This is a genomic window from Fluviirhizobium alvei (genome assembly GCF_030551875.1).
Taxonomy (GTDB): domain Bacteria; phylum Pseudomonadota; class Alphaproteobacteria; order Rhizobiales; family Rhizobiaceae; genus Rhizobium_E; species Rhizobium_E alvei.
In genome coordinates this window covers 140,546-160,918 of sequence record NZ_JAUOZU010000002.1, presented here as the reverse complement: position 1 = coordinate 160,918, position 20,373 = coordinate 140,546, and the positions used below count along the sequence as shown (strand labels likewise).

The 20,373-nt window shown below is 59.4% G+C and carries 14 protein-coding genes; 6 read left to right on the top strand and 8 right to left on the bottom strand.

All coding sequences use genetic code 11. The features are described 5' to 3' along the window. Positions 1-11: 11 nt before the first annotated feature. A complete protein-coding gene (locus Q4481_RS03550; RefSeq protein ID WP_304374904.1) occupies positions 12-1,106 on the bottom strand; it encodes a helix-turn-helix transcriptional regulator in 1,095 nt (364 codons plus the stop codon). A gap of 285 nt (positions 1,107-1,391) precedes the next feature. On the opposite strand from Q4481_RS03550, the gene Q4481_RS03545 reads away from it, so the two are divergent. Beyond that, the gene (locus tag Q4481_RS03545; protein ID WP_304374903.1) at positions 1,392-2,105 is read left to right on the top strand and encodes an AAA family ATPase; all 714 of its coding nucleotides are present in this window, start codon (positions 1,392-1,394) and stop codon (positions 2,103-2,105) included. A gap of 183 nt (positions 2,106-2,288) precedes the next feature. Here the strand turns inward: Q4481_RS03545 and Q4481_RS03540 are convergent, their stop codons facing one another. Together Q4481_RS03540 and Q4481_RS03535 are read right to left on the bottom strand one after the other, a co-directional pair. Then, positions 2,289-5,687, bottom strand: a complete 3,399-nt coding sequence (locus Q4481_RS03540; protein ID WP_304374902.1) for a beta strand repeat-containing protein — start codon at positions 5,685-5,687, stop codon at positions 2,289-2,291. 358 nt (positions 5,688-6,045) lie between these two features. Continuing rightward, a complete protein-coding gene (locus Q4481_RS03535) occupies positions 6,046-8,250 on the bottom strand; it encodes a beta strand repeat-containing protein (RefSeq protein ID WP_304374901.1) in 2,205 nt (734 codons plus the stop codon). Between the two features lie 569 nt (positions 8,251-8,819). Between Q4481_RS03535 and Q4481_RS03530 the strand changes: the two genes are divergently transcribed. Then, positions 8,820-9,494: a spermidine synthase gene (locus Q4481_RS03530; RefSeq protein WP_304374922.1), complete on the top strand. Its 675-nt coding sequence runs from the start codon at positions 8,820-8,822 to the stop codon at positions 9,492-9,494. 81 nt (positions 9,495-9,575) lie between these two features. After that, positions 9,576-11,399 carry a hypothetical protein gene (locus tag Q4481_RS03525; RefSeq protein ID WP_304374900.1) on the top strand — a complete coding sequence of 608 codons (1,824 nt, stop codon included), beginning with the start codon at positions 9,576-9,578 and terminating at the stop codon, positions 11,397-11,399. A 41-nt stretch (positions 11,400-11,440) separates the two neighbouring features. Here the strand turns inward: Q4481_RS03525 and Q4481_RS03520 are convergent, their stop codons facing one another. Beyond that, positions 11,441-11,611, bottom strand: coding sequence for a hypothetical protein (locus Q4481_RS03520; protein WP_304374899.1), 171 nt, complete (start codon positions 11,609-11,611; stop codon positions 11,441-11,443). 216 nt (positions 11,612-11,827) lie between these two features. Then, the gene (locus Q4481_RS03515; RefSeq protein WP_304374898.1) at positions 11,828-14,992 is read right to left on the bottom strand and encodes a calcium-binding protein; all 3,165 of its coding nucleotides are present in this window, start codon (positions 14,990-14,992) and stop codon (positions 11,828-11,830) included. Positions 14,993-15,371: 379 nt separating this feature from the next. Between Q4481_RS03515 and Q4481_RS03510 the strand changes: the two genes are divergently transcribed. Together Q4481_RS03510 and Q4481_RS03505 are read left to right on the top strand one after the other, a co-directional pair. Further along, positions 15,372-15,953, top strand: a complete 582-nt coding sequence (locus Q4481_RS03510) for a DUF1214 domain-containing protein (protein ID WP_304374921.1) — start codon at positions 15,372-15,374, stop codon at positions 15,951-15,953. Beyond that, positions 15,950-16,501, top strand: a complete 552-nt coding sequence (locus Q4481_RS03505; protein WP_304374897.1) for a DUF1254 domain-containing protein — start codon at positions 15,950-15,952, stop codon at positions 16,499-16,501. Before Q4481_RS03510 ends, Q4481_RS03505 begins: the two co-directional genes overlap by 4 nt. A 15-nt stretch (positions 16,502-16,516) precedes the next feature. Here the strand turns inward: Q4481_RS03505 and Q4481_RS03500 are convergent, their stop codons facing one another. Next, complete coding sequence (locus Q4481_RS03500) at positions 16,517-17,581, bottom strand: succinylglutamate desuccinylase/aspartoacylase domain-containing protein (protein ID WP_304374896.1); 1,065 nt, start codon at positions 17,579-17,581, stop codon at positions 16,517-16,519. A 140-nt stretch (positions 17,582-17,721) separates the two neighbouring features. Beyond that, positions 17,722-17,892 (bottom strand): hypothetical protein, encoded by a 171-nt coding sequence (locus Q4481_RS03495; RefSeq protein WP_304374895.1) that lies wholly within the window; start codon positions 17,890-17,892, stop codon positions 17,722-17,724. Between the two features lie 337 nt (positions 17,893-18,229). Here Q4481_RS03495 and Q4481_RS03490 point away from each other — a divergent pair, with 337 nt between their 5' ends. After that, positions 18,230-19,180 carry a hypothetical protein gene (locus Q4481_RS03490; RefSeq protein WP_304374894.1) on the top strand — a complete coding sequence of 317 codons (951 nt, stop codon included), beginning with the start codon at positions 18,230-18,232 and terminating at the stop codon, positions 19,178-19,180. Between the two features lie 62 nt (positions 19,181-19,242). Here the strand turns inward: Q4481_RS03490 and Q4481_RS03485 are convergent, their stop codons facing one another. Further along, on the bottom strand, positions 19,243-20,373 hold the full coding sequence (locus Q4481_RS03485; protein ID WP_304374893.1) for an acyl-CoA dehydrogenase family protein: 1,131 nt from the start codon (positions 20,371-20,373) through the stop codon (positions 19,243-19,245).

Below are 20,373 nucleotides of genomic sequence, written 5' to 3'. Positions count from 1 at the left end.
GCGACGTATCCTCACACGGCGATGGCGATCGATCCGACCCCGCTTAGAAGCACGGCCAGTTCGGCATGGCGGCTGGTGCCGGTCTTGGACATGACCCGCTTGACATAGGTGCGCACGGTTTCGACCGTCAGGCCGAGCGCCTTTGCGCTCGCCTCATAACTCATGCCGGCCGCGATCTGGCGCGCCACCCGCGATTCCCCCGGTGTGAGATCGAAGAGGCCGGACAGCACCCGCAGATCCGGTGGACCGCCCGGGCCGACCGGCGTGACGATGAGGATCGCCAGGCTGCGATCGAACACATCGCGGGCCTGCCGCCGCACCGGCACCAGATGCAGCACCAGCGGCGTCTGTTCCTCGGTCAAGACGGCGATCGACTGCACCTGCCCGGTGGTGCCCAACGCCAGCCGCTCTAGCCCTTCGTCGAGCAGGTGCTGAGCCCCCTCGGTCGAAAGGCGGATGCGATCACCCGCACCGATGCGCAGGCCGGAACCGATCGCTTCCATATCCGCATTGGCGGCCATGACGCTGCGATTGTCGGAAATCACTGCCGCCGGCAGCCCGATCAGCGCCAGCGAACTGGTGATCGACTGCGCCTTGCGGAACGAAAGCCGCGAGGAAAGCAGCGCGGCGCGCGCCATATCTGGCTTGAGCAGGTTGAGCCGTGCCAGATCGGCATCGGAAAAGCCGCTCGTTTTGTCGCTCCGCATCAGATCGAAGACGATCGAGTGGCCGGACGGTTCGCGGATCGCACAACCGACGGCCCATTTCAGGCCGCTAGGATAGATGAACTGGCGATAGATCGGATCCTCGGCCAGTTCCAATGCCGTCATGATGTCGGTGTCGCGCAGAAAGGTACCCGGGGCCTTTTCCAGCGCACGCTGTGGCCTGACATTGCCGAACCGCACATCGCTTTCAGAATAGCGGGCAAAGATCTCCTGCATACTGGTGTTGCAGGCATAGGTCACGTCGAGGTCGGGATTGACGGTAAGAACCGCGGCCGATTGCACATCGAGTTCGGCGCACAGCGCATCGCAGACCTCCACCCACAATTCGGGCAGCACTGCCGCTTCATAGATGCGATCGATCAGATCCAAGCGCTCTGTCACCGGGCTCTCGGTCCCGCTCCCCTTGTTTACATGGCCTTCGCCACCGGAAACCTGTTCCGTTTTGTACCGCCTGCAAACGTTTACAGGCACTTTATCGCTTGCGCATGGAAGAAGTCAACTCGACGGAATCCGAGGCTTTCAGGCGTTACAGCCGAACGACGTTGCGACCCCCTATTAATCATCACACAAATTCGAGGGCCGGCGCTAAGGCTTTATTAACCATGAATTGCAAGGATTTGATTACGGATAGGACGCTGGGGGCGTCAGCAAAGCAGGGGATCGTCAATGCCAGTCATTACCATTGCCAACACCAAGGGCGGAGCGGGCAAAACCACGGCGGCAGCTCTGCTGACGCTGGAATTGTCCAAGCGCGGCTATGCGGTAACGGTGTTCGATAGCGATCCGCAGAAATGGATCAGCCAATGGCTGGAAACGGCAGGCCACCATCCGCTGATCAACGTCGTCAGCCATGTCACCCCCGCCTCGCTCGAATGTCATATCCGCGACATGCGGCCGAACGACTATTTCATCATCGACCTCGCCGGCGAGAAAAACCAGATCACCGCCACCGCACTTGCCTATTCCCACCATGTGCTGATCCCGGTGCAGGGCTCAGGCATGGATGCCAAGGGGGCAGCGAAGATCCTCGATCTCATCGCCCAGATCCGCCAGCAGACGGGGCTTGTCATCCCCCATTCGGTGCTGCTGTCGCGGGTCAATCCGATGGTGACCACCCGTTCGATGCTGGCCATCAAGGGGCTTCTCGCCCAGCGCGGCGTCGAGGTGATGGCGACCCCGATCATCGAGCGTGCCGCCTATCGCGACATGTTCGATCTCGGCCGCAGCCTCTACGAACTCGATCCCGAAAAATGTTCCAATCTCGACAAGGCGATGAGCAACGCCCGCGATTTCTCCGATGAAGTGCTGAAGCTGCTGCCAAGCCGCATCATCTCCTCGAGCCGCGCACCGCGCCACAATGGCTGGAACCGCGCCGCCTGAGCCGAAACCGCATCCGAGATCATACCCGGTCCCCGCACCCTATGACGCGATGAGAAGCGGTTCATGTGCGGGGGCCGGCCCCTCAATGCGCAACGACCCTTCCTCCGGGTGGAGGAAGGGTCGTTTCGTTTCAACAGTCTGTCGGTCCTTGCAGAACGGGTCGCCGTTCGGACGCGACCAGTTTCAGTAGTTGAAGTCGAAATCGTCCTCGACGAGCTGGCTCTTGGTCACGCCCAGAAGGGTGATCGTGCTGGTGGGGTCTAGTGACGTGGGGAAAGCGTCGAAGGTGATGGTGCAATTGCCGGATCCATCATCGACGGTATGGCTCAGCAACTGGCTCAGTGTTGTATACTGCTGCCCCACACGCAACACATCGCCTGAACCCGCGCCCGCTTCGAAATCGGTGATCGTGTCGTATCCGAGGCTGGTGTTTCCACTGGGGAAGTTCCAGAAGCGGAACACATCGTCGCCGTCGCCGCCTGTCAGCGTGTCGTTACCGAAGTAGCCGTCGATAATGTTATCGCCGGCATTGCCGGTGATCACATTGTCAAGATTGTTGCCATAGGCGCCGATTGAACTTGAGCCGGTGAGCGTAATGTTGTCGATGTTGTAAGACACATTGTAAAGCTCGATCTCGACAGTCGAGGAAATGACCGTGTCTATGCCCTCATCGGCATTTTCGAAGACAGTGGCGACGCTGTTGCCAAAAATGTAGGTGTCGTCGCCTGCGCCGCCTGTCATGACATCAGAGCCGGCGCCGCCAGCATCCAGCACATTGTTGCCGCTGTTGCCGACCAGAATATTGCTTGAGGCGTTTCCGGTGGCATCGATGTCCGCTGTGCCAAGCAGCGTCAGGTTTTCCAGGTTCGACGAGAGAGTGTATGAAATGCTGGCCTGGACGGTATCGACGCCAGCAGAGTCCACGACATTATCACCGACATTGTCGACAAAATAGACGTCGTCTCCATCGCCACCGTTGAGGATATCGGCGCCGACGCCGCCATCGAGCGTATCGTGGCCGTTGTCGCCGGTCAGCGTATTGTCCAGGGCATTTCCGATGATGGTATTGTCAGAGCCATTGCCCGTCCCGTTAAGGGCGGTGCCCAGCAAGGTCAGGTTTTCTATCCCGGAATAGTCCGCCAGGCTTCGGCTGACGGTGGAGGTGATCGTATCGCTGCCGGACGTGTCTTCCACGACATCGTTGCCATCACCGAGCACGTAGGTGTCATCGCCATCACCGCCAACAAGCGTATCAAGTCCAGCATCGCCATCGAGCACATTGTTGCCGCTGTTGCCGGTCAGCACATTGTCGCCACTGTCACCGGTGGCGTCGATATCGTCTGTACCGGAAAGCGTGAGGTTCTCGATGCCGCTGAACAGTGCGAGCGAACGGGAGATGGTCGAGGCGATCGTGTCGGATCCCGCCGAATCCCAGATCACATCCGTCGTATCGTCGGCGAGGACATAGGTATCGTCATCGGCCCCGCCATAGAGCGTGTCGGCACCCAGACCGCCAATCAGCGTGTCGTTGCCATCCTCGCCGGTGAGGATGTTGACTGCGTCATTTCCGGTCAGAATGTTGGCCTGTGCATTGCCGGTGGCATTGATCGCAAGGGCGCCTAGCAATGTCAGGTTCTCGATCGAAGTGTAGTCTGCGAGGGTGCGCGTGATCGTTGACTGGATCGTATCGTTACCCGCACTGTCGTCGACGACATCCGCGCTGTCCTCCAGCACATAGGTGTCATCGCCCGCACCGCCGTTCAGCGTATCGACACCTGCGCCACCATCGAGGACATTGTCGCCGTCATTGCCGGTGATGGTGTTTTCCAGTTCGTTGCCGGTGCCGTTGATCGCGTCGCTGCCGGTGAGCGTCAGGTTTTCAATATTGGCAGCGAGGGTCCAGGTGATGGACGATTTGACCAGGTCGGTGCCCTGCCCGGTTTCTTCCGTGGTCTCATCGCCTGCATCATCGACGACATAGATATCGTCGCCATCGAGGCCGATGAGCGTATCGGAACCCGCGCCGCCATCGAGCGTGTTGGCGGCGCTGTTGCCGGTGATCGTATTGGCCAGTCCGTTGCCGAAGCCATTGATCGCATCGCCACCTGTCAGGGTAAGCTGTTCGAGATTATCTGCCAGTGTGTAGGTGATCGACGACTGGACACTGTCATAGCCCTCACCCGTCGCCTCCACTATGGTGTCGCCGACATCGTCCACGACATAGCTGTCATCGCCAGCGCCGCCCGCCATCGTATCGGCGCCAAGGCCGCCATTGAGGCTGTTGTTGCCGGAATTGCCGGTCAGGACATTGGCGAGATCATTGCCCGTGCCGTTGATCGCATCGCTGCCGGTCAATGTCAGTCGCTCGACATTGGCAGTGAGCGTGTAGCTGATCGAGGACCAGACCAGATCGTTGCCCTCATTGCTTGCCTCGATGATGATATCGCCGGCATCATCGACCACATAAGTGTCAGCGCCCAAACCTCCCACCATGGTATCGCCGCCAAGCCCGCCATCAAGCAGATTTGCAGCGGCGTTGCCCGTCAGCACATTGTTCAGCGCGTTGCCGGTACCATTGATCGCGAGGCTGCCGGTGAGCACGAGATTTTCCAAATGGTCGCCCAGCGTGTAGCTGACCGATGCCTGGACCGTATCGATGCCGGCAGCGATTTTCTCCGTAACGGTATCGCCCACATTGTCGACGATGTAGGTATCGTCGCCTAGGCCGCCGATCATGGTGTCAGCACCCAGGCCGCCGTTCAGCGTGTTGTTGCCGCTGTTGCCGGTGAGAATGTTGGCGGCGTTGTTGCCGGTGGCGACAAGATCGTCGGTGCCGGTCAGTGTGAGGTTTTCGAAATTGTTGGCCAGCGTGTAGCTGATCGATGACTTGACGAGATCGGTGCCCTCGTTGGCCTTCTCAATCATGTTGTCGCCGCCATCATCGACGACATAGATGTCGTCGCCCTTGCCGCCGATCATCTTGTCCACGCCGCCCTTGCCGTCGAGAATGTTGGCGGCGTCATTGCCGGTGAGGATATTGGCTTCACTGTTGCCGGTACCATTGATGGCCTTGTTGCCGGTGAGCGTGAGATTTTCGACATTGGTGGCCAGCGTTAAGCTGATGGACGCTTGAATTGTGTCGGTTCCTTCGCCTGCCTTTTCGGTCACCACATCGCCGGTATTGTCGACGATATAAGTGTCGTTGCCCTTGCCGCCGTTCATCTTGTCGGCGCCGGCCTTGCCGTCGAGCACGTTGTTGCCGACATTGCCGATCAGGATATTGTCGGCGCTGTTGCCGGTGGCGTTGATCGCCTTGTTGCCCGTCAGCGTCAGGTTCTCGACATTGTTGGCGAGTGTGAAACTGACGGAGGCCTGCACCAGATCGGTGCCCTCGTTTGCTTTCTCGATGATCTTGTCGTTCGCATTGTCGACCACATAGGTATCATTGCCGATACCGCCATAGAGGCTATCCGTGCCGCCAAGACCCGAAAGCGTATCATTGCCCTCCAGCCCGAAGATCTCGTCATTGGCATTGGAGCCATTCAGCGTTTCCGAACGCTTCGTTCCCGTAATCCTGGCCATTTCCATCCCCGGTTTATTGCTGGATATTTGATCATTAATTCTCCGTTAAATAGACCATGCCCGATAGAAGAGCGAGTGTAAAGCGCGACGATTTCAAGATTCAATCGAGAAAATTTTAGCGTCGACGCCGGAGATGTACATTCACAACAAAGCCGCAACTGAAAGTTATCGAACGATTCAAAGAGAATAAAGAGCCTTCTCTGGCGTTTAACTACACCAGTTGAAAAACTCTAGCGTGTGAACGGTGAATCAATAGTGGCGAAGGATGAAGTTTGCCTTCAGCCAGACTCTCAGCATTTTTCCTCCATTGGCACATTCGATATGGATCGGGCGTTCAGTGAACCGGAACTGCGACCGCCTAAAATGTCTGGAAAAGGAAATCGTCGGCCACGAGTTGGCTCGCCGTCACACCCAGCAACGTGATCGTGCTGGAAGAATTGCTGGCAACATCAAAGGTGATGGTGCAGTTGCCCTGGCCATCATCGACGATGCGGTTGTCCTGCACCAGGCCGGTGAAGCTGTCGAACTGGGTGCCGACCCTGAGCACGTCTCCTGCGCCGGTGCCCGCGGTGAAATCGGTGATCGTGTCGTGGCCGAAATTGGATACTTCAACGCCACCGAAGGTCAAAAACCGGAACTCGTCATTGCCGCCGCCACCGGTCATTGTATCGTTGCCTGCGTAGCCGATGAGGATGTTGGTACCGCTATTGGCGATCAGGACATTGCTGCCACTGGAGCCAAAAATGTTCTTATCGAGGCTACCCGCCAGCGTCGCATTTTCAACGTTGCTCCCTGTAAGTCCGATGCTCTGGGCCGATGCTATGATCGTATCGATACCCCCATTCACCTCTTCGGTGATCAACCATGAGGTGCCGTTGACGATATAGGTATCGTCACCGGCACCACCCGTCAGCCTGTCGACGCCATCCGAACCGCCATTCAGCACGTTGTTGCCGCTGTTGCCGATGATCGTGTTGTGGCCCGAATTGCCGGTGGCATTGATATCTGCCGATCCGAGGAGGGAAATGTGCTCCAACTCCTCGGCAAGGGTGTAGGAAATGGCCGAATAGACCGTGTCCTCGCCGTTGAAGGCGAATTGTTCGCTGATCACATCGCTGGCGTCGTCGACATAGTAGACGTCATCGCCATCTCCGCCATCCATGACGTCGGCACCCGCGCCGCCGTCGAGTGTGTCGTCACCGAGACCGCCGGTCAGTGAATTGCTGCCGCTGTTGCCCGTGAGGTCATTGCCGCTGTCATTGGCCGTGGCATTGATATCGGCCGAACCCAGCAGGGTCAGCGCTTCAATGCCGGAATAGTCGTTGAGATTGCGGTTGATGGTCGAGGTGATCGTGTCGAAGCCCGAACTTTCCGTCACCGCATCATCGCCGTCGGTCAGCGAATAGATGTCGTCGCCTTCTCCGCCCATCAGCGAGTCGAGACCGGCAGCGCCGTCGAGGATGTTTGCACCCGAATTTCCTGTGATGATATTGGAAAGCGCATTGCCGGTGCCATTGATATCGACGACACCCGTCAGGGTCAGATTTTCGACATGGTCGCCAAGAATATAGCTGACGGATGCTTTGACCGTATCGAGACCTTCGTCGCTAAACTCGGTGACCAGGTCGCCGGCATTGTCGACCACATAAGTGTCAGCGCCCAAACCTCCCACCATCGTATCGGCACCAAGGCCGCCATCGAGGGTGTTGCCGGCATCATTGCCCGTCAAGGCATTGTTGAGTTCATTGCCAGTGCCGTTGATCGCCTTGACGCCCGTCAGCACCAGCCGTTCGACATTGGCGGCCAGCGTATAGCTGATCGAGGACTGGACAAGGTCGAGCATACCGCCATCTGTTGCCTCGACGACCACGTCACCGGCATTGTCGACGGTATAGCTGTCATTGCCAAGGCCGCCCGCCATCGTGTCGGCCCCCGCCTTACCGTCGAGATAGTTGAGGCCATTGTTCCCGGTGAGAATATTGGCGCCGGCGTTGCCGGTGGCGTTGATGGCGCCTGTGCCAGTCAGCGTGAGGTTCTCGACATTGTTTGACAGTGTGAAGCTCACCGAAGACTTTACGAGATCGGTTCCTTCGCCGGCCTTTTCGGTCACCACATCGCCAGCACTGTCGACGATATAGGTGTCGTTGCCCTTGCCGCCGCTCATCTTGTCGGCACCGGCCTTGCCGTCGAGCACGTTGTTGCCGACATTGCCGATCAGGATATTGGCGGCGCTGTTGCCGGTGGCGTTGATGGCCTTGTTGCCCGTCAGCGTCAGGTTTTCGACATTGTTGGCCAGCGTATAGCTGACGGAGGCCTGCACCAGATCGGTGCCCTCGTTTGCCTTTTCGATCACCTTGTCGCCAATATTGTCAACGACATAGATGTCGTCGCCAAGGCCGCCATAGAGGCTGTCCGTGCCGCCAAGCCCCGATAGCGTATCATTGCCCTCCAGCCCGAAGATCTCGTCATTGGCATTGGAACCGTTCAGCGTTTCCGAACGCTTCGTTCCCGTGATCTTGGCCATTTCCATCCCCAGGCTGTTGTTTTCGTTCTTGATCGGCATCAAATTTCAATAAATTTGACATTGTCGAAAATACTTAAACATGTAAAGCGGATGTAAATGAAGTTTTCACCAAAGAAATGCGCTGCGCTCCGCTGTTTTCAGTTCCGATTGCAACCAGAAATTCATGAGGAGGAGGATCCCTGGGTCTGATTGTTTTCAGCGGCGACTAGTGAAACGGAGTTTTTCGGCACGAAGCGCAGAATACATGCTGCAATTCTCCGTGAATGCGACCTCAGCCTCCCCCGTTGCGCGCCTTTGCCGGCGTGGCTATAGCTCGGCGACCCATCTCTAGGGTCAAAACTCAATCAGGATTTGGAGCGTGGTATGTGGGAAAATCGTTCGGTTTTAGAAGCAGATCCGAAGATGGATCGACCATCCATCGAGAATCTGCGACGCCAAACCGGGCGATTTTCACCATATCCCTTCGGGACGCGGCGGATTTTCGCTCTGAATGCGTCGAAAACCCTTTGTGGAGTTAGGCTCCACGGCAGGCTTTTCTCCTGTTCCGATCCAAAATCCGTCTCGCGCCACGCCCGAAACCTGATTGAGTCTTGACCCTAAGGACCGCCATGCTTCCCTGGATCGAACTCGACCGCGCCAATATCCCCGAAAGCCGCGAGACCCTGCGTCTCAAGCAGCGGGGCGCTGAATTCTCGATCATGCTCGGCACGAACGAATTGATGAACAGCCGGCTTTCCGGATCGGAGGAAGCGCTGGCAACACTCGCGATCGAGCGGCTCGGGGAGCGCAAGAAGCCGAATATCCTGATCGGTGGGCTCGGCATGGGTTTTACGCTGCGCGCGGCGCTGGCTCTCGTCGGGCCCGATGCCCGTATCGAGGTGGCCGAACTGGTCGGCAAGGTGGTGGACTGGGCCCGCGGACCGATGGCGGATGTCTTTGCCGGCTGTCTCGACGATCCACGCGTTCAGATCACGGTCGAGGATGTCGGCAAGGTCATCGCAGCAGCACCCAACCGCTATGACGCGATCCTGATGGATGTCGACAATGGGCCGGACGGTCTTTCGCGCCCGGGCAACGATGCGCTTTACGATTTTTCAGGCCTTGCCCGCGCCAGGGAAGCTCTGACCAACGGCGGCATCTATGCCGTCTGGTCGGCAGACGCGGATCCGCGCTTTACCCGCAGGCTCAACCAGAGCGGCTTCAAGGCCGAGGAACATCCCGTGCGCGCGGGCCGCGGCCGTGGCAAGAAACATATGATCTGGCTTGCAAGCAAGGGCGGGTAGAGACGAGGCAATTGACAGAGAACATTCGCGCGAATAGCTTGATGAAATTCTATTTTCGCGAGCATGAACCGGGGATTGTCCTTGCGCAGCGTCGTCACCGTCAAGAGCCTGCTTACCACACTGTTTCCTCGCGGAACGGCCGCCGATCCCGATAGCGGCATCGAGAAAATGCCTTTCCTGCCCACGGATGTGTTTGCGGCAGCGGGGCTATTGGTTGAACAGTCGCATATCTATCACAAAATGAAGCCGATCGAATTGTCCCGCAGGACGGATGCGGCGGTTGAGGCTTGTGAAATACTGATTACACAATGCCGCCTCTGCTGCTCGGAGAAAGATTTTTCGTCCCTGAAAGAACTTGACGAGAAGCAGGCGCAGGCGTTGATCCTCTCTGGACCGGATTGCTGGACCAAATTGGGGAAGCTTTGGAAACGTCATGAACAGATGCATCTGGTCATCCAATCCTTTTGGAACCTGATCATTGCTGCAGCCGATGAACCTGTCATCTTCGTACCCGTCGGTGGAACCGAGAGCGGTCATCCCTGGCTCCGCGCAGCACTGGCACTTCTGGCCATATCGGATGAAGCCTGCGAAGGATTGGGTTTCCATTCCGACAACTGGATTGAAGGTTTCTTCAAACAGGTCTCAGCCAGTTCACGTGCGGACCACGACGGGCTCGAACTGATCCACGCCGATTTCGCAAATCATTATCGCCAGCCCTTGACCGATGGCACCATGTGTGCGCTGGCCGACGAGAATGTGGTTTGCGTGATGCCGAAATCGCGAACCCCGATGATCGGCTGCACCATGCGAACGCTCAGCCACAATCTTGCACTGCTGCCGCCACCCCACAAGGCCTCTGCTTTCTGGTACCGCTCGGAGCAGCAGATGAAGCTGAACACGCGGCCCCTGAACCTGCTTTTGGTGCCACTGCCGCTGGATTTGCAAGTCAGGGACTTCCATCCGACCGAGGCCGCACCGAGTTATGATTCAGACCATGACCGCTGGGGTGAGTTTTCACTGCATCAGAGCTGGTTGTCCGATCCAGACAAGGTCATCAATGATGTCCGCGATCTCATCAAGGCTGCAAAATCGGATGGGATAGAGATCGAAGGGCTTGTTTTCCCGGAATATTCGCTCAACTGGAAAGTTTATAACAGCATCATTCGAATGCTGCAGGAAACATCCTTTTCACATGTAAAGTTCGTTGTGGCCGGCAGTTCTTCCCGGTTGCTCGAAGACAAGCAGGAAGAGAAAGGCAACTTCGTTCTCACCACCATGCTTTACGACGCCGACGCCAAACAGTCGGACGGTCTGCGCAAGGCATTCACATCCACACGCGGCAAACACCACCGCTGGCGGTTGAACCGCAGCCAGATCGAAAGCTACGATCTCGATTCCCGGCTCGATGCCAACACAAACTGGTGGGAGGAGATCAGTCTGACGGAACGCAAGATCAACTGCATGGTGTTTCGTGACAGTTCCGTGTTTTCGACACTGATCTGTGAGGACCTGGCGCGCAGCGAGCCGGTTCACAGTGTGTTGCAGAGCCTGGGGCCAAACCTGATTTTCGTGCTTCTGATGGATGGTCCGCAGCTTCCGCAACGCTGGGCGGCGCGCAATGCCACCGGTTTGGCCGAGGATCCAGGGTCATCAGTGCTGACATTTACGAGCCGGGGGCTTCTGGCACGCCAAAACCGAAGAGCGGGCAACAAATATCCGGATAACCATACCATCGCGCTGTGGCGCGACGATACGCTCGAAACGGTCAATATTGACTGTCCCAAGGATCAGAAAGCTGTTGTTCTTACTCTTTCACCCACGCGCGCCCGCGAAACGACGCTCGATGGGCGGTCGAACGCGGACGCTTGGACCTGGCGCATGAGCGGTTACCGCACCCTTTCCTGAGTGCGTTCAGCATAACCTCACGACGAGGTGTTGCTCCCGGCTTACTTTGCGGAGACGAGATAGCCGTCGTCGGTCCAGCGCAGCGACTGAGAGACCGCACGCTCGTATTCGTCGCGTTCCTTGCGGTTCTGCACGACTATGGACACGAGCTTTTCCTTTTCGCTGGAATAATAATCCGAATTGTCCTGGGTCCGTTCCATTCTCTTGCTCATGAAGATAGATCCATTCGGATTGTCATATAAAGTCATCGTAACACGCCCAGCTTAACCGGAGGTTATGCCCTTACATGGGAAGAAATCCATGTTGGCACAAGATCGTGGGCGGGTGCAACGGGAATTCTGCCTTGGTTCTAGCATTCACTCCGAAGATCCGCAACCAGCGATTTCCATTCCGGACGCTGGGCAAGCTTGGTATCGCCGTTCCTACCCTCAAATCTCGAAATTCGATGCCTGAACATGACCGAAGAATTCGGGACCATAGGGCGTATCATCGCCGCAGCGGACCATGAACCAGCTGTCGGTCGAATTGTTGTAGGTCTTGGCTTCGACCGAACCCTGCATGAGATGCAGTTTGGCGCCCGGCGCCAGCAGGTAGAAACCTTCATCCTCGCTGATCGTATCGTCGGTCCTGACAATCTTCTCGATGCCGATTGCCGAAAGATCGATCTTGTCGCCGGCCGAAAGATCGAACAGTTCGAACCGTGCCGTCACGCCCTCGCCATCGAGAACCTGTGACGGGTCGACCCCCGGCGCAAAGCGGATGCGCACCGTATCCTCGCCCTTGCCCGTGATGATGCGGATGGGATCGTCATCGAGCCGGTTGATGGTGAGATCGAGGCGATCATTTCCGTTGGAAAGAACGAAATCCCTGAATTCATTGAGCTCCAGCGCAATACCGCCGGAGAGCGGCCCCTGAAGGCGCAGGCTCTCGACATGGCGAAAATCGTAAGAACCGCCCTCATTCAGCACCAATGTATCGGCGCCGCCGCCGATAAGCTCGACGATCCAGTCGCTGCCGGCTGCGGCCCGTCCGGATGCGGCAAGGTTCGAGAGAACATAGGTGTCGTTTCCGTCGCCGCCTTCGAGATAATCCATGCCGTTGCCATCGAACAGCCAGTCATTACCGGAGCCGCCATAGAGCCGATCATTGCCATCGCCGCCCTTGAGGACATCGTCGCCAGCGGCGCCGCGCAGAAGATCCTCTCCTGATCCACCGAGCAGAACATCGATCTGGCCGCCGCCCGACAGGCGATCGTCACCATCGCCGCCATCGAGCGCGTTGATGCCGTCGCCACCGACGATTGTATCATCGCCATCACCGCCACGAAGCCTGTCATTGCCGATGCCACCGATGATCCGGTCATTGCCGGTGCCGCCGGTGATCGTGTCGTCGCCGGCACCGCCATCAAGAACATTGCGGCCGGATATGCCGAAGAGCTGGTCGCCGCCATCGCCCCCGAACAGGGTGTCATTGCCGGTCCCGGCCGTCAGATGATCATTGCCGGTGCCGCCGAAAAGCTTATCATTGCCCGCGCCGCCATCGATCCGGTCGCCATCCCCGGCGCCGTCGATCCGGTCATTGCCCGTGTCACCCGAAAGCCGGTCGCGCCCGGCACCGCCCTGAATGCGGTCGGCATCGGTTCCGCCGATGATCGTATCGGCGCCAAGCCCGCCATCGAGAAAATTCGCCCCGGCGATGCCGAAGATCCGGTCGTTGCCGGCGTCCCCGAAGACGGTATCGTTGCCCGAACCGGCCGTGAGACGATCATCGCCCGCACCGCCGGCAATCCTGTCCGCCGCATTGCCGCCGGTGATCGTGTCATTGCCATCGCCGCCTTCCAAGCGGTTGCGCCCGGCACCACCGAGAATGATATCGTTGCCGGCACCCCCAAAGACGGTGTCGTTGCCCGTGCTGCCATCGATATTGTCGGCATCGACACCACCGTCGATCTGGTCGTCTCCGAGGCCACCCATCAGGCTGTCGCGGCCCGCACCACCGGAAATCCGGTCGGTTTCATTGCCGCCGGTGATCGTGTCATCGCCATCGCCGCCATCGAGGCGGTTCAACCCGGCGCCACCGAGAATGATGTCGTTGCCGGCATCGCCAAAGACAGTGTCGCTACCAGCGCTGGCATCGATATTGTCGGCATCGGCACCACCGTCGATCTGGTCGTCTCCGAGGCCACCCATCAGGCTGTCGCGGCCCGCACCACCGGAAATCCGGTCGGTTTCATTGCCGCCGGTGATCGTGTCATCGCCATCGCCGCCATTGAGGCGGTTCAACCCGGCGCCGCCGAGGATGATGTCGTTGCCGGCATCGCCAAAGACAGTGTCGTTGCCTTCGCCTGCGGTCAGTTCGTCATTACCGGCCCCGCCACGGAGATTGTCCGATCCGGTGCTACCATCGACCTTGTCGGCGCCGCTGCCACCCAGAATGCGGTCGTTGCCGGCATCGCCCGTCAGCGTATCGTTGCCGGTTTCGCCGAACAGATGATCGGCACCTGCCCCGCCCGTGAGCGTATCGTTGCCATCGCCGCCATAGAGACGATCTTTTCCGGCAGCACCGAGCAGATCGTCATTGCCGGCGAGCCCCAGTAGAAGGTCGTTGCCCTGTTCGCCCAGCATGCGGTTGTCGCGCCGGTCCCCGACGAGGAGATCGTCATCATTGGCGGCGGAATCGAAGTTCGTACCGTCGCCGCGAATGTTCGGGCTTGTACCGCGAACATAGAGCACCTCTTCCAGACCTTCAGCCGACGCCCCGAAATTGTCGAGTATGCTGCCAATGGCACCCTGCAGATGATCGCTGATCGTGCTGGTACCGGCCGCATCGGCCTTTTCGACGCTGCCGGGAGCATAGCTCGATTCATAGGAAAGAATACGGCTACGATGGCTACTATAGGACAGGGCGACCGCACGCGCCTCCTCGTAACTGATCTGGTCGGGATCGTTGTAGAGCTCGAAAAGATCGGACTGGATATAGCGACGGCGAGCGATCGCGATCCCTTCGGCACTGTCTTCGCCGTCATTGCTTTCGTAACGGATCAGGTACCAGGTTTCGACGCGATTGAAGCTGTCGATCATCGCCATCAGGATATTGTCGAGATCGACGCCTTCGAAGGCGAGCGAAAACAGAACCGCCCGCTCTTGCGAGTTCGGGACATCGATATCGGCCCAGGACAGTATGGATTCCGCACTTCCGCCGAGATCGGCCAGGGTCGCCTTGATCGCGGCCTGGGTGGAAAACTCAAATTTGAGCGGACCGTCGTAATCCGGGTTGGCGGCAGCCCAATCCTCGAGCACCGCATTCATGCGGTTGCGCAACTGGCCATCCTGTCCAACGCTGTAGGCCCGGTTGATGGCCAGATTGTAGATTTCGACGGCCAGAACCTCGTCATAGGCCGCACCGAGAACATGTTGAGCAATGATCTTGAAGTCGAACACGCTTGTGCGCATGTCGAAGCCAGTTCCAATCGCCGGCGCGTCGCTGGGATTGACAAAACCACGCTTGTTGTCGCCCCAGACCGTCTTCATCAGCTGATAGCGGAAATCGGTGTATTGGCCCGCGCTCAGCTCATCATACTCGATAATATACATCGAACACTCCGGCGCCTCTTTCGGGCGGTTGCATCAGCATCATGGTTCTTTACGGCAGTCTGGACGATAGAAAAGCCAAGATGAATAGGCAGTGAATTGCCTTTCGCCTGCGGCCAGAAAATAGTCCGCCGACAAGCCGCAACTTCAGTCATCGAGCCCTTATACGCGAGTTTCATGAAAAGAATAGTGCGGTACCAAGACTGTGTGCCCGCCAAATGAAACAAAACGGACATTTTAAACTACGTCCTCCGATAGACATTCGGTGCTGCGGCCCATTCGGTTGGCGGGGATTTACGGCGGCAACCGGCTTTGCCATTTCCCTGCCCGGCATTCGATGCTAGAGGGAGGGCTTGCTTTGCCCCGAGACTCGCCGCTGCCCATGTTTCGCCTGCCCTTCCTCGTTGCGCTTGCACTCCTGACCACCTTCGGGCTGGGCGTCGGCTCGGCGGTGATGATGCTGAACGCATCGTCGGGTTTCGGCGCCATCCGGCTGGGCGCCTGGCAGGCCTTTCCCGATGCCCAGCTGGCAAGCGCCGATCCCTATGCCCGCTCGCACCGCGCCCGTGCCGGGCGCCTGTTGCTCGGTTCCGCCGAAGGGTTGCAGTTCCAGGCCAGCGTCGATGATGACGGCCGCAGCCTCAATCCCGCCTGCCTCTACGAAATCCGTGGCGAGACGCCGCCGGCCCGGTTCTGGACCCTTTTTGCCGCCAACCGCGAACTCGATCCGATCGTTGTCGACGAAGCGCTGCCTTCGGCGCTCAATTCGCGCACGGTGCTGCGCAATGCAGACGGTTCCTTCGTTATCCATGTTTCGGCGAAGGCGCAGCCGGGCAACTGGCTGACCATTCCTGCGGTCGGCTCCTTCAAGCTGGTGCTGACGCTTCTCGACACGCCGGCGGCCGGTTCGTCCCGCATCCTGGAAATCACGATGCCGAAGCTTGCCAGGGTATCGTGCTCATGATCCGCGCCACGCTCTTTTCCATGATCACCGGGCTGGTGGGCGCCATTGTCCTGCATATTCTGATCATTCTGGCGCTGCCGAGCTTTACCGGGCTCGACGCCTATACGCGCCTGACCTCCTATGATGTCGAAAACCGCTTCATCCAGTTCGGGCCGAAGAGCGATCCGTTCGGCTTTTCCACCGGCGACCCGTTCCTGAGCACCGCCGCCTGCCTGTTTTCGATCGAGGACCAGCCGCTGCAGATCACCGCTTCGGGCGATGTGCCGTTCTGGTCGGTGGCGATCTATGATTCCGCTTCCAACGAGGTCTTTTCGATGAATGACCGCTCGGCAGCCGGCGGCGATCTCGATGCGATCATCGCCTCGCCGGCACAGCTCGCCGCGATCCGCAGGACCGATCCGGACGTGATATCCGACAGCGTCCTCATCGAGATGCCGCGCCCGGACGGGTACGTCGTTCTGCGGGCGCTGTCGCCGGTTCCAAGCATGGATGGCGAGGCGAAGGCCTTCGTCAACGACGCCGATTGCCTGCCCTATAGCGGTCGCTGACCCCGGGCGAAGTCCTCAATCCTCGAGCGCACCGCCCGGCTTGCGACCCTGATGCGACAGTTCGGAACTGGCGATTTTCATGAGATTGTCGCCGGGACGGACGAAGCGGGCCGATACGCGGGTCACGATCACGCCATCGGTCGGGGCGGTGACGACATGATCGCGATCGGGATTGCCGGGTTCGGTGACGAGAACCGCCAGCCGTTCGCCGGCCGTCACCGCCATGCCGATATTCTTTTCGAACAGGACGGCACCGGCCACCGGCGCATTGACCATCTGGACATAGTCGAGACCGGCCACCGGGCCGGTGAAGGGTTCGTTGCGATCGGGCGTGCCGGCAACAACGCCACGGCGCTTGAGGAAGGACAGGATCCCGAGCGCATCCTTCTCGGCCGTTTCGGGATCGACATCGCGGGTGCCGCGGAATTCCATTGTCAGCGAAATGCGGCCCTCATGCCAGGCCGAGCGGCCACCGAGATCGCCGTGGCGCCAGGCATAGGTGACCGCTTCCTCGAAGGCCGACGAATTGCCGTCCGAAAGCAGCACCGCTTCAAGGCCGAAACTCTCGGCGAGATCTCGCGCGGCCGGCCAGAATTCGGCATCGAGATAGGCGTAAAGCTGGCTTTCATCGTCACAATGAAGGTCGAGCACGAGATCGCAGGCCGCCGCCATCGAGACCAGATGGCGCTTCAATTGATCGGCCGGCGGCAGGGCGGCGATGTTTTCGGTGAGCGACGGCAGTTCGGCAAGCGGCACCAGCGGGTGATCGCGGTTGAAATTGACGCGGCTTGCCAGTTCGAACCGGCCCTGCAACTCGCCGAAGAACCACTGGGCGGCGCCGATCGGGTTGGCCTTCGGCACGATCACGATATCGCCGAGAATATCGCCGCGCGCTTCTGCAGCAAGAAGATGCGGAATGAGCTTGTGGATCGCCACCACGCCCGGCAGTTCGCCCGCATGCAGCGCCGCCTGGATATAGGTGCGCGGTGCGCCAGTGCCACGACCGGAAAAACGTAGCACGGGAAGACGGAATTCGGGGCTGGAGAGGTCGCCAGCAATGACGATTTCGGATTTATGCATGATGGGTTCCGCAAGATCTGGTGGGAACCGATTGATGCCTCAAAAAGGCGCCGGCCGCAATCGCCGGAGCGACACCACCTTGTCGGTGGCCGCGCGGGCCAGAGGCGCAAAAGCGCAGTCGGGCCGTTATGGTTCGTCGGTCAGTGCGATTTCGGCTTGCTGTTGCCGCGGCGCTTGACCGTACCAGCCTTCGGCTCCTGCCAGCGTTCGTAGCGGACGCCGGTGAAGAGAAGGATTTTTGCTTCACATGGCTCGCTTCGCCGTTGCGGCTGTTTGGCGAGCCTTTCCTCTAATCGTATCACTTCTGCCATTCTCGTCTCCATGGATCTGGATTGAGACGGATGAACTGAGATTGATCTCATCCTGCCGATACCGGCAGACGCCTCCCCGACCGATTTGGCCAAGGAACATTTGCGCCTTTCTCCTTTCATGACCGTCCTGCCCGCTATTTTCCACCGGGTCGGACGGTTTTTCAGTTACGCAAGTCACAGGGTGAACCTGCAAGGTTAACCGAACCTTGCACCGTTCCATCTCACCATTTCATAGTTAACACCTCCTAAATGATTTGCCTATATCTTTCGATTTTGCGGGTTTTGCGTATGCGGGTGTGTTGTTTTGGACCGTTTTCGAGAACTGGAAATACCGCCGATGATGCGGACGAAGGATGTGGTGCTGATGGCGACCGTCACGACTTTCGAATCGATGTCTCCGCCCGGTCGCAACGAGCTCAAGCAGTTCGCCGAACTGTTCGAACCGGTTTTCAAGGCCTCGAGCCCGGAGGCGCGCCGCAATGCGGTTGCCGCCCTGACCCGGTGTGCGGTGCTGCCGCAACCCGTAGTGTGGTTTCTCGCCAACCAGCCGATCGAACTCGCAGCCATCTTCCTCACCCGCTCGCCGGCAATCGATGACGAAACGCTGATCGCGGTCGCCCGCAGCCAGGGTGCCGCCTATGGCAAGGCGATCGGCGCGCGCGAAAAGCTTTCCGTCAAGGTGCTCGATGCGCTTGTGTCGCTGCGCTATCATCCCCGCACCGAAAAGCCCGTCCCGAGCGCCGAAACGTCGATCAGCCGTCCGGCCGAGGGCGAGGACCTGCGCGCACGGCTGAAAGATCTGGTGCGCCGCGATACGCTCGCGCGCGCCGAAGAGACGGTGGAAGCCGGTGCCGATATCCGCGAGGCGCTGATGGTGCGTTTCGCCCGCCTCGGCGATGGCCGCGCCTTTTCCTTTGCGCTCGCCGAAGCCTTGGGCTCCAGCCGCTGGCTGTCGCGCCGCATGATGCTCGACATTTCGGGCCGTCAGCTCGGCATGGCCCTGATGGCACTCGATTTCGAGATCATGGATGCCGAATTCGTTCTCGGCGCCTTCTATCCGCATCTGAAGGCGCTGGATGGCGAAGAGAGCCGCGCGCGCCTGCTTCTCGCGAGCCTCGATCGCGAGGATTGCTCTGACCGGCTGCGCGCCTGGATCCGCGCCGACGATTATACCGAAGGCAAGGCGCCGGAGCAGAACCCCGCCAACGAAGACGAGCGCGTTCAGGTTTCGAGGCAGGCTTTCAACCCGACTGCCTGGCGACGCGCCCGCGGCTATCGCCAGCGCTGAAACGCGAACCGCCTTAGCCTTTCTTGCGGCGGACGGCCCCCCAGCCATCCGCCGCCGGCCTGCTATCCGCGCGACAGCGCGATATAGCGGGCGAGATGGTGATCGACATCGCCCAACTGGCTGTCGATCATGATCAGACGCTTGGCGAAATGGCCGACCGCATATTCCCAGGTCATGGCGATGCCGCCATGCATCTGGATCGCCTCTTCCGCCACCAGCTTGCCGATGCGGCCGACCATGGATTTGGCGGCGGACGCCGCCATTTCGCGTTCCTTGCGGGTTGCGTCGAACCGGCCGGCGACATTGATGACCGACGAGCGTGCCTGTTCGATTTCCAGAAGCACCGTGGCCATGCGATGCTGCAGCGCCTGGAACTTGCCGATCTCGACGCCGAACTGCTTGCGGGTCTTGAGATAATCGATCGTCAGGTCGCGGCATTTTTCCATGAGTCCGATCGCTTCTGCCGACAAAGCCAGGCATCCGAGCGCCAGCACCTTTTCGAGCGCCGGCCAGGCCTTGCCCGGCGTTCCGAGCGCGGCCTCTTCCGGCAGATCGACATTGTCGAGACGGATTTCCGCCGCGCCCAGCCCGTCGATGGAGGAATAGCCGGTCCGGTTCACCCCCGCCGCATCGGCCGGTACGAGGAAGAGCGCAATCCCCTCCTGATCCCAGGCCTCGCCGGACAGGCGGGCCGAGACGACGAGATGATCGGCGGCAGCACCATTGATCACCACGCTCTTGTGACCCGACAGTCGCCAGCCGCCGGCGGTCTTCACCGCGCGCGTTTCGACCAGTTCGGCATCGTAGCGGCTTTGCGGTTCGCCATGGGCAAGCGAAAGCTGCACACTGCCGGCCACGACATCGGCAATCAGCGCCTTCTGCGCCTCGCTGCCGAGCGCCGCGATCAGCGATCCGGCCATCAGGTTGGGCAGGAAGGGTTCGTTGACGAGGCCGCGCCCGAGCTCTTCGAACAGCACGGCGATATCGAAGGGCGCACCGCCGAAACCGCCGTCCGCCTCGCCAAACAGGGCGCCGACGAGGCCGAGTTCAGCAAAATCGCCCCAGCGCTCGGCCGAAAAGCCGCTGTCGCCGGCAGCCGCCTTGAGCCGGTCGGCAAGCGCATATTTATCGGCGATGAAACGGGCCGCCATGTCCTTGAATTGCTGGCGTTCTTCCGGATGGGAAAAATTCAT

What these genes read in the sequence shown, in the direction of transcription:
- Q4481_RS03545 (WP_304374903.1), top strand. Translation starts at nt 1,392, where the DNA reads ATGCCAGTCATTACCATTGCCAACACCAAGGGCGGAGCGGGCAAAACC.
- Q4481_RS03505 (WP_304374897.1), top strand. Translation starts at nt 15,950, where the DNA reads ATGATCCGCGCCACGCTCTTTTCCATGATCACCGGGCTGGTGGGCGCC.
- Q4481_RS03530 (WP_304374922.1), top strand. Translation starts at nt 8,820, where the DNA reads ATGCTTCCCTGGATCGAACTCGACCGCGCCAATATCCCCGAAAGCCGC.
- Q4481_RS03520 (WP_304374899.1), bottom strand. Translation starts at nt 11,611, where the DNA reads ATGAGCAAGAGAATGGAACGGACCCAGGACAATTCGGATTATTATTCC.
- Q4481_RS03500 (WP_304374896.1), bottom strand. Translation starts at nt 17,581, where the DNA reads ATGCATAAATCCGAAATCGTCATTGCTGGCGACCTCTCCAGCCCCGAA.
- Q4481_RS03535 (WP_304374901.1), bottom strand. Translation starts at nt 8,250, where the DNA reads ATGCCGATCAAGAACGAAAACAACAGCCTGGGGATGGAAATGGCCAAG.
- Q4481_RS03515 (WP_304374898.1), bottom strand. Translation starts at nt 14,992, where the DNA reads ATGTATATTATCGAGTATGATGAGCTGAGCGCGGGCCAATACACCGAT.
- Q4481_RS03490 (WP_304374894.1), top strand. Translation starts at nt 18,230, where the DNA reads ATGATGCGGACGAAGGATGTGGTGCTGATGGCGACCGTCACGACTTTC.
- Q4481_RS03540 (WP_304374902.1), bottom strand. Translation starts at nt 5,687, where the DNA reads ATGGCCAGGATTACGGGAACGAAGCGTTCGGAAACGCTGAATGGCTCC.
- Q4481_RS03485 (WP_304374893.1), bottom strand. Translation starts at nt 20,373, where the DNA reads ATGAATTTTTCCCATCCGGAAGAACGCCAGCAATTCAAGGACATGGCG.
- Q4481_RS03510 (WP_304374921.1), top strand. Translation starts at nt 15,372, where the DNA reads ATGTTTCGCCTGCCCTTCCTCGTTGCGCTTGCACTCCTGACCACCTTC.
- Q4481_RS03495 (WP_304374895.1), bottom strand. Translation starts at nt 17,892, where the DNA reads ATGGCAGAAGTGATACGATTAGAGGAAAGGCTCGCCAAACAGCCGCAA.